Consider the following 9,714-nt stretch of genomic DNA (forward strand, 5'->3'; position numbering starts at 1 on the left):
TTATATGTTGTAACTATTCGTTAGAAATAGTGAGAGTATAGAAGAAGTTTGTTAGTAGATAAGAACCCACCGACTTTAGTCGTGTGGAGTTTCAGTTAGCCCTTACTTCGTCGTGAAAGCCAATTCTTCTATGAGAACCATCACAAAATGGTTTGTTTTCAGATGCTCCACAACGACATAAGGAGAATTTCTCTTTTGTTACGAAAGGGTTCCCTTCAGCATCAATAAGTTCAACATCTCCTGTTACTAAAATGGAACCATTATCCCTAATCTTCAACTGTACCTTTTTATTCTCTTCCATTTCTTTCTCCCTCCCTTTCTCTCTTTCTATTAATGATACTACCGCTCACAGACAATCATGTCTACCATTCGTACAAGAACAAAAAAAGATAGAGACACCTTTTGGATAGTCCCTATCTTATAATTGATATGGTGTTTGTTGGTATACATAATAATTCAACCAGTTGGAAAACAGCAAACTGGAATGCATACGCCATCTTAGTTTTGGTGTCTGACTAGGATCATCATTCGGAAAGTAGTTCTCTGGAATGATAGGATTTAATCCTGCTGCCTTGTCACGCTCATATTCCTTTTGAAGTGTGAAAGCATCATATTCTGGGTGGCCAGTCATGTAAATTTGTTTACCGTCCTTAGAAGCGATCAAATAGAGACCAGCTTCCTCTGATTCACTCAATATTTTTAGTTCTGGGATTCTCTCAATATCTTCTCTTCGAAAATCAGCATATCTTGAATGCGGAACTAAAAACTCATCATCAAAACCACTTAATAACTTTTCACGAGAATCATTAACTGTATGAGTATAGATACCGGATATTTTTTCTTTTCGAATGAATTTATCTATTCCATAATGATAATAAAGGCCAGCCATTGCACCCCAACAAATATGCAAAGTAGACGTAACATTCGTCTTACTCCACTCCATAATCTGAGACAATTCTTCCCAGTAGTTTACATCCTCATAAGCCAACATTTCGATTGGTGCCCCTGTAATGATCAATCCATCGTATTTCGATTCCTTGACATCATCAATTGATTGATAAAATTGGCGCAAATGTTCAGGTGATGTATTTTTAGATTGATGGGTACTCGTATGAAGTAAACCAACATCAATTTGCAATGGACTATTTCCTAACAAACGTAATAAGTGTGTTTCCGTCTGTTCTTTAAGTGGCATTAAATTTAAGATTAATATTTTAAGTGGACGAATATCTTGTTTGAAAGCTCTGCTTTCGTCCATTACGAATATATTCTCTTCTTGTAGTTTTGCCTTCGCAGGTAACAAGTCAGGCACTTTGATAGGCATAAGATGTAGCTCCTTTTTTTATAATTCAGATAATTCCCATTGTACAGCTTAACGGTTCCTAAATAAAGGGAAATGACTTCCATTCTATTTGCGTGCAAATGGGCATTTCTTCTTAGTCTATGTTGTCAAAAAGGATGCCTTTTTATGAAAGGCATCCCGTACTTATTACATCATCCATTTTGGTGGCGTATTTTTGCCCCAATGCACTTCCGCAATCGGGAAATGCTCTTCATATTGATCATCTGCTAAATGATAGTGAAATTGAAAATAATGACCGTCTTGAGGTTTTTTTACCCTTGTAACATGAAATTTTGCAATGTTCTCTTGTTTACTCATATCATAAAGATTGAAAATCCGCTCACCGTATCCAGCTGCAGGTTCTTCACTAATCACTAAATATTGGCTTTGTTCTTCTCCTACCATGTCAAAAACATGGTCCAAAACTGATTCCAGGTTAGGAAGCACTTCCTCTGTTAAAGGTACTTCGATTTTGGAAGCAATTTTATCTCCCAGCTTTATCATAACCTGTTCTTTTGCAACTTCTACCAAACTCTCCCGATATAGGTCATTGGTTGATTTGGTAGACTCGGGTGCCTCTTCCTCTATAATTGCCGTCGATCGCTCGGTGAAATCCGCCTCTTTAGGAGTAATTTCACCCTTGTCAACGTCATCAATTTCAGCATCTAAATGAATAGGCGGCACATATAAGCCAAGAGTAAGTATAGATATGAGTAATACGATTGTTTTTCTTAACCATTTTTTCATGATAAGGGCTCCTCACACATTGCTATACTAAAATTTTATCATGATTTGGTTAAATGTCCATACATGTAAGCGTATTTTTACAAATTTTCTACTCTTTTTACGATTGTGACAATGATTTTCTTGGAATGAGTGGATGCTCAGGGCCACTAGCTTTCTTATTAATAGATCTAGCTAAATCAATAAGTGAATCCGCTAATTCTTTTAATCTTTCTTTTATTACATCATCTGTTAATTGTTTGTTTTGGAAATGTTCATTATGAGCGTACACATTTCCTGGAACGACATGAGCTTTAAAGTATCCAGCTAACGGCTTTAGTTGATGTTCAATCGCTAGGAAGTGGTGATAGGTTCCTCCTGTTGCAATAAAACCTACTACTTTACCTCGTAACGAATCATTAGGGATTATATCAAATATATTCTTTAAAGAACCTGGAATGGAGCCTCTGTAAACTGGGGTTCCTACGAGTAATGCATCCGCTTCTCTAATAATATCAATAACTTCCTTCGTGTCACCTTCATATTCTTCAGGATCTCTCGCATCACAAAATACAATGTTATAATCCTTTAAATCTATAAAAGAAACTTGAATTTCCGGAAAGTGAGCTCGGAGATAGTCAACTACATAAGATGTTGTTAAATACGTCTTTGAGGGACTAGATAAACTCCCATTAATGACTGCAATTTTCATGAATGAACCCCCGTCTCTACAAGTTGCTTCTCTTTCTCTCTTACTAACGGAATTACTTGTTCACCGAAACGTCGTAGATCTTCTTCATAATGGAAGTGACCTGTTAACACAATATCTACGCCTATCTTCTTTAACTCAATGATACGGTTGGCTACTTGTTCTGGTGTTCCAATGAACCCAGTTTTAAATCCATCATTATATTGAACAAGATCTTCCTTCGTAGAATTTGCCCACATACCCTCTTTTTCTTGTGAAGATTGCCCAGCCTCTTTCACCGCTTGGCGAAATCCTTCAACTGCCTCTTCATCGGCATTGGAAACAATATCTCTTAATAACTGTACAGCCTCTTCCTCTGTATCTCGAACAATCGCAAAACCATTCACAGCAAATTTTACTTCTCTACCTTCTTTTGCAGCTAATGCTTTTACATCATCTATTTGCTTTTTAAATCCTTCCAGCGTATTACCATTCATAAAATAATAATCTGAAACTCTAGCAGCCATTTTTCTAGCATCCTGAGAATTTCCTCCCTGGAAAATTGGGATTGTTGCTTCACTTTTTGGATTCATTGGCGCGTCATTAATCGTATAGTAATCACCTTTAAAATTAGCGCTCTCTTCTTCAAAGAATTGTCTTAGAACTCGAATGAATTCCTCGGATCGTTCATAACGTTTGTCATGTGCTAACCATTCTTCGCCATAGGCTGTAAATTCATCCTTCAACCAACCACTTACAACATTAACTGCCGCTCGACCATTTGTAACATGGTCAAGTGTTGTGAGCATTTTCGCATAAACAGCTGGATGCCATAGACCAGGTAAAACAGCAGTGATTAATTTCAATTTAGAGGTTACTGCTCCTAAGGCAGATGCCAATGTAATAGCTTCTAATTGTTTATCAGCGCCATAGCTCGCGATAAACCTTGTCTGCAATAACGCGTAGTCAAACCCTACTTCTTCAGCTATTTGCGCATATCTTTTATTTGCCTCATACGACCAACCAGTCTTTTGAGGGAGCTTGGAAACAACTAATCCCCCACTTACATTCGGTACCCAATAAGCAAACGATAATCGACTCATTTTATTACCCCTTTTCCTAGTTTACTGTATTGGACGAACGCAATTCCCTATGATATATTATCGTTGGAGAATTGCGTATCATCCCTTTATTGATCTGATGCTTCGCATTCTTCTATGGAAGAAGTGTTGCCGCACTTCTTCTTTTTCTTTTCCACCTACTCAAATAAAACCCCCTCTCAAAGGTCATTATTTATATAAAAAAATCCTCCTCTATATAGATAGAGAAGGATCCTTTTTCCACGGTTGTATGCTTTATTCACAACGTGACAGGTTCTTCTCATCTTCGGATATACACATATATCCTCTGAAATTGGCACCGGGCACTCATGTGCTGGTTGCCGAGACATCTTAGGGTCAGTCCCTCCGCCTCTCTTGATAAGAAAATCTAACACTTATTTAATTAGGTTAGTCGATATTGTACCATACTATTTTCTTCCATTCAATAGCTTCCTAGAAATAAAAGGGTAATTTATCCATTAGTATCTCTTTCCGCTTAGTCATTCTATTTAGAGATGTTGGCTGTTTTGCCGATAAAGTTCGTGTCTTTATAATATGTGTTTTTAACTAAAATGTTCGGGCCTAAGCACTGTACGGCTGGGCAGTGGCAATTAATACTCTGTGCTGTTTTCGACTCCATCCATTTGTCATAACAGTCTTGCAATCTATCGTGTTGTATATTTCCAAGTGCCGGATCATCATCACCAAAATCTGTCACAATGACTTCTCCTGAAAAGATATTAATATTTAATCGTGATCTGCCGTCTGGATCGTTTCGAACCGTTACATTCTTCTCACGATAGATTCTTTGAAGTAGATCCAATTCTTCCTCTTTGCTACTACATGGGTAGAAAGGTAACGTACCAAACAACATCCAAGTCGATTCATCACGATAATCTAGTAATCTTTTGATAGCTGTCTGCATTTCATCTAAAGAGAGTGTTTCGAGTCTACTCGCAAAGTCAACAGGATACATTGGGTGAATCTCGTGTCGGAAACAACCCATCTCTAATACATCGTCATGAATTTTCTCCAAGTAAGGAAAAGTACGCTTGTTTAACATTGTTTCAGCTGCAATCAAGACACCTTCCTTAGATAAACGTTGGGCATTTTCCATCATTACATCGAAATATCGCTTGCGATTCTCTAACGTTGGTTTGCGTTCCATATTGGCAAAGCCGGTAGTAGCAAATTCTTCTTCTGTTCCCCAATTATGTGATATATGTAAAACATCTATGTAAGGAATAATTGGCTCGTATCGTGAGTATGGTAATGTTAAGTTAGAATTAATTTGCGTTTTAACGCCACGCTCATGAGCATACTTAAGGAGTGGAACGACATACTCACGAACAGATTTCTTCGACATCATTGGTTCTCCACCGGTAATACTTAGCGTCCGAAGATGAGGTATTTCATCGAGTCGTTGCTTTAATAGATCAAAAGGTAATGCATCTGGATCTTTATCTAATAGTGTGTAACCGACTGCACAATGAGCGCAACGCATATTACATAAGTGTGTAGTAGTGAATTCGATATTTGTTAACGTCATCTCACCATATTCTTCAACATCTAAATAAGCTTCCCACGGATCATAGGTTGGTGAAATAGAACGATTCATTTGTGTATTAGCCATTGTTTAGCATCCTTTCTATGATTTCGTATATCATTGTATCAAACTAAATTTATATTTTCTCGGATTATTTTTGTATTTTTTCAGTTCCATCTAATTTATGAAAACAATTGAACGATTATACTTCCATCTCGGAAAGCGTTTTCAAATGAGTTGTTCATTACTAGGATATAAGGTAAAATGAATATTCAACTAGTTAACTAGAGGAAGTGATTAGGCTGACAGGCTCGATAAAAAAAGAAGGAGAAGTTAACCTATCTTTTCAAACGTTGTTATTCTTTTTTATCCCGTTAGGCCTCTCTGCAGGCCTAGTAACAATTTCACACGTTATTATTAACAGTACATTAGCACGTGCACCTGATCCAAGTGTCGTAATTGCTAGTTATTCTGTTGCGATGAGTATTTTTGGATTTATGGAACGTTGTGCCGTCATCCTTAGGCAAACATGTTCCACTTTGGTAAGAGACAAATTATCTTATTTACTTATGAGGAATGTTGCTTTTTATATTTTAACTGCAATTTTCTTATTAAATGCGGTTGTTGCATTCACACCAGTAGGAAAATGGATATTCTCTACCTTACTAGGAGTAAGTGATGATATGCTTGCTCCAACGATGGCAGCTTTTCAAGTATTGATGTTTGTAACGATGTTCTCCGGAATTAGATGCTTATACCAAGGTGTCATAATCTCAAATTTCAAAACCAAATGGATGACAATTGGTATGGTCATCCGCCTTGTTACAATGGCCCTATTCTCTTGGTTTCTATTGGCTAATGATCTTGTTCAACATGGATATATTGGAGCGGTCATCTTCCTTGTTGGTATGGCAGTAGAAGCACTAGTAAGCTTTTTAGAAGGTCGTTTAATCGTAAAAAAATTACCTAATGAGTTAGAGAAGCACCAGGTGAAGTCAAAGAAACATATTTTTCGTTTTTATAATCCATTAATGATTGCTTCTTTAATTGCTGTAAGTGTCTCGCCTATGATTAATGCTACATTAGGTTTTACTAGTAATGCAGCTGTGGCAATTGCGTCATTCGCACTTGCACATTCTATCGTTTTGTTATTAGTAAGTATCACATCTTATACACACCAAGTGGTAATAAATTTTTATAACAGAGATGCGAATAAGGTGAAACAATTTATTCGTTTTGTTGCTTTTATCCCTACGATTCTATTAATCTTCCTTACATTTACGCCTATTGGGATACAAATTTTACAACAAATCACCGGAGTAGCTGGTGTGTTAAAGGATCAAAGTATCACTGCGTTACGTTTTTTCATTATCTTCACTCTCTGTTTCCCTTGGATTGATTATTGCAATGGTTTATTAATGCTGAGAGGTCAAACTAAGATTATGTCTTTCTCTCAAACAGGGAATGTTATTATAACAGGTGTGAGCTTGTTTATTTTATTTCAGCTATTTCCTAGCGGTGGTGGATTTATTGGTTCTTTAGCACAATCGATTGGATTTCTTATCGAATTAACGATACTTAGCTTTTTTATTAACACCACGTTAAATAACCAAATGCGAAAATTCCATCTTATTACCCTCCGTAAACTCAGACATTGGAAATGGAGATGGAGATAGTTAATTAATCAAGGGATGGGAGATGGGACATAATCAAAATAGATAACACAATACCTGGAAAAATAAGGGAGTAATTAAAAATGCCGAGTCAAAATACGAGACTCCTGCAGGAAAAGCAACAGCCGAGGGACTACAGGATGTAGTTCAGTTCGGCGTTGCAACAGGATGTTGCGTTATTCGCCGAACATCACCATCAAAGTTTTACGAAACTTTTGTAGTTAGTTGAGGCGTTGCCGAGGTATAGGAAACACTGTGCAAGTATTTTTTGCACAGATGTTAACTTATACCCTATGGGTAAAAGCGAAGTATTTTGCTCGGCATTGGCATTATTATAATATTCGACTCTGGGATTATAACAATACTCCCGTTCAATCCCTTTTAGAGGCTACTGTAAGTCTTCTTCTGTATAGTAGCCACTTTCTAGAAGTTGTTCCTCATAGTTATTAATATCTACAGAAACAGGTTCCACTAAAAATGTAGGAACTACCTTCACTTTATTGTCATACGTCTCGGTGTCATTTACCTCCGCTTCCTCGTCCTTAACTACTGCTTCCACCATATTCACAGCCACTTTTGCCAATTCTCTCGTATCCTTGAATACGGTTTGGGTCTGCTCTCCAGCAATGATAGATTTAACCGAAGCTGATTCTGCATCCTGTCCAGTTACTATCGGAAGTGGTAAATCATCTGAGCCATAACCGACACCTTTTAATGCTTGAATAACTCCTCTACTAATACCATCAAAAGGAGAAAGTACAGCATCCACTGTTGTTCCGTCTGAATACGAGCTACTTAAAATGTTTTCCATTCGCGATTTTGCGGTATTACCATCCCAGCGCATCGTAGCTGCTTGCTGAAATTCTAGTTGACCACTTTGTACGACTAATTTACCTTCATCTATATAAGGCTGTAATACACTTAAAGCACCGTCCCAGAAGAAATAGGCATTGTTGTCATCTGGAGAACCGCCAAATAATTCAATGGAAAATGGACCATCTTCTTCTTGTAGATTTAGAGCTTCCTCAATATATGTTGCTTGCAAAACTCCAACTTGGAAATTATCAAACGTGGCATAATAATCTACATTCTCCGATTCCATAATCAAGCGATCATAAGCAATAACTTTAATATCTTGATCTGCTGCTTTTTGAAGGACATTCGTAATCGCCGTACCATCAATAGAAGCAACAACAAGCACCTCTGCACCTTTTACAATCATGTTTTCCAACTGTTCAATTTGTTTGTCCACGTCATCCTCAGCATATTGTAGATCTGTTTTATAACCAATCTTCTCTAACTGTTCCACCATATTATTCCCATCATCTACCCAGCGTTGTGATGACTTCGTCGGCATAGCGACTCCAATTAATACTTCGTCTCCGTCACTTGAATTATCCCCACTACATGCGGCTAATAATAGAGAAATACTGATAAGAATGATAACCAACCATCGTTTCTTCATTACCTTACCCCCTGTATCCTAGTCGTATTGTCAAAAGTTTTAAAATAAAAACTTAATAAAACCTTAATTTAATAGTCTTTAAATGCAAAAAACTTGCCACCCCCCGAATCTTGGTGTTTGATGAGGTTACCACACTCACACCAAATCCAAGATAGGAAGTGACAAGTTGTACCCTCAATTTATAACCTATTTGCTTCAATTTATCAAGTTTCAAGAAAAAATAATTTATGCATTATTAGGAATTCTGCTAGGCAAATCCGTTGCGAAAGCTCCTTTCGATGAGCCTGTCAACAAACCTTATCGAAAGTTACAAGTTGACGATATGCCTGTCATTGAAACCCTTGAAAAGCTAGACTATAAAAAGCTTATCAATGATTACCAAGTTGAACATGGTAAAGTCCTAAAACCAGTCGCTCGCCGTAAAAATAGTGTGGTTACAGTGCCAGCGACACTTACGTGTCCAAAATGTTCAGCGCCGTCCGAATACCTTTATGCGAATAACGGTAATATTGGACAGTACAAATGTAAAGTGTGTGCGTGCTTATTTAGTAAACAAAATCGTTTCCTCAAGGAAGCCATTATCAAATGTCCACATTGTTTAAAGACTTTAGAAAGGATTAAGGAACGTAAGGATTTTTACGTTTATAAGTGTAAAAACAATAACTGTTCCTTTTATAAAAAAAATCTGCGTAAGATGGCTAAGAAAGAGAAGCAACAATTTAAAAATGACCCACAAGCGTTTAAAGTTCGTTATATCTTCCGTGAGTTTAACTTTGATTTTAAGCCTTTAGCGAAGGAGTCACCTATAAGCCCGAAAGTAGATCTTTCAAAGATTTATGTGTCACCACACACGTTGGGGCTTATTCTGACCTACCATGTTAACTATGGGCTTTCAGCCCGTAAAACGGCTGCATTAATGTACGATGTTCACGGTGTGAAAATATCGCATCAAACTATCCTAAACTACATGAATAGTGTTGCCCTTATCACAAAGCCCTTCGTCGATCATTATCCTTATGAGCTCTCTAATAGCTTCTGTGGAGATGAGACATACATTCGTGTAAAAGGGAAATGGCACTATCTGTTTTTCTTTTTTGATGCCGTAAAGAAAATTATTTTGTCTTATCCTGTTTCACCTAATCGGGATACACCATCAGCCATTAAAGCCTTGGATCAA

The 9,714-nt window shown here is 37.2% G+C and carries 9 protein-coding genes and 1 riboswitch; of the genes, 2 read left to right on the forward strand and 7 right to left on the reverse strand.

Annotated elements, in window-relative coordinates; translation table 11 throughout:
- Positions 1-91: 91 nt before the first annotated feature.
- The 6 genes from GGQ92_RS15775 to yfkAB form a co-directional block, all read right to left on the reverse strand.
- Positions 92-301 carry a CDGSH iron-sulfur domain-containing protein gene (locus tag GGQ92_RS15775; protein WP_184251237.1) on the reverse strand — a complete coding sequence of 70 codons (210 nt, stop codon included), beginning with the start codon at positions 299-301 and terminating at the stop codon, positions 92-94.
- A gap of 117 nt (positions 302-418) precedes the next feature.
- Positions 419-1,324 carry a homoserine O-acetyltransferase MetA gene (gene metA, locus GGQ92_RS15780; RefSeq protein ID WP_184251239.1) on the reverse strand — a complete coding sequence of 302 codons (906 nt, stop codon included), beginning with the start codon at positions 1,322-1,324 and terminating at the stop codon, positions 419-421.
- Between the two features lie 165 nt (positions 1,325-1,489).
- On the reverse strand, positions 1,490-2,089 hold the full coding sequence (locus GGQ92_RS15785) for a YpjP family protein (protein ID WP_184251241.1): 600 nt from the start codon (positions 2,087-2,089) through the stop codon (positions 1,490-1,492).
- A 97-nt stretch (positions 2,090-2,186) separates the two neighbouring features.
- The gene (locus tag GGQ92_RS15790) at positions 2,187-2,777 is read right to left on the reverse strand and encodes an NADPH-dependent FMN reductase (protein ID WP_184251243.1); all 591 of its coding nucleotides are present in this window, start codon (positions 2,775-2,777) and stop codon (positions 2,187-2,189) included.
- Positions 2,774-3,856, reverse strand: a complete 1,083-nt coding sequence (gene sfnG, locus GGQ92_RS15795; RefSeq protein ID WP_184251245.1) for a dimethylsulfone monooxygenase SfnG — start codon at positions 3,854-3,856, stop codon at positions 2,774-2,776. Before sfnG ends, GGQ92_RS15790 begins: the two co-directional genes overlap by 4 nt.
- Before the next feature lie 274 nt (positions 3,857-4,130).
- Positions 4,131-4,238, reverse strand: a riboswitch (SAM riboswitch).
- A gap of 120 nt (positions 4,239-4,358) precedes the next feature.
- Positions 4,359-5,486, reverse strand: a complete 1,128-nt coding sequence (gene yfkAB / locus GGQ92_RS15800) for a radical SAM/CxCxxxxC motif protein YfkAB (protein ID WP_184251247.1) — start codon at positions 5,484-5,486, stop codon at positions 4,359-4,361.
- 206 nt (positions 5,487-5,692) lie between these two features.
- On the opposite strand from yfkAB, the gene GGQ92_RS15805 reads away from it, so the two are divergent.
- Entirely contained in the window at positions 5,693-7,075 is a 1,383-nt protein-coding gene (locus GGQ92_RS15805; RefSeq protein WP_343068857.1) for a multi antimicrobial extrusion protein MatE, read from the forward strand.
- 385 nt (positions 7,076-7,460) lie between these two features.
- On the opposite strand, the gene chvE is transcribed toward GGQ92_RS15805, so the two are convergent.
- Positions 7,461-8,537, reverse strand: a complete 1,077-nt coding sequence (chvE, locus tag GGQ92_RS15810; protein WP_184251248.1) for a multiple monosaccharide ABC transporter substrate-binding protein — start codon at positions 8,535-8,537, stop codon at positions 7,461-7,463.
- A gap of 166 nt (positions 8,538-8,703) precedes the next feature.
- Here chvE and GGQ92_RS15815 point away from each other — a divergent pair.
- The coding region (locus tag GGQ92_RS15815) for a transposase (RefSeq protein WP_184251250.1) at positions 8,704-9,714 on the forward strand (1,011 nt) is incomplete at its 3' end.

It is taken from the genome of Gracilibacillus halotolerans, from assembly GCF_014206945.1.
Classification (GTDB): Bacteria; Bacillota; Bacilli; order Bacillales; family Amphibacillaceae; genus Gracilibacillus; species Gracilibacillus halotolerans.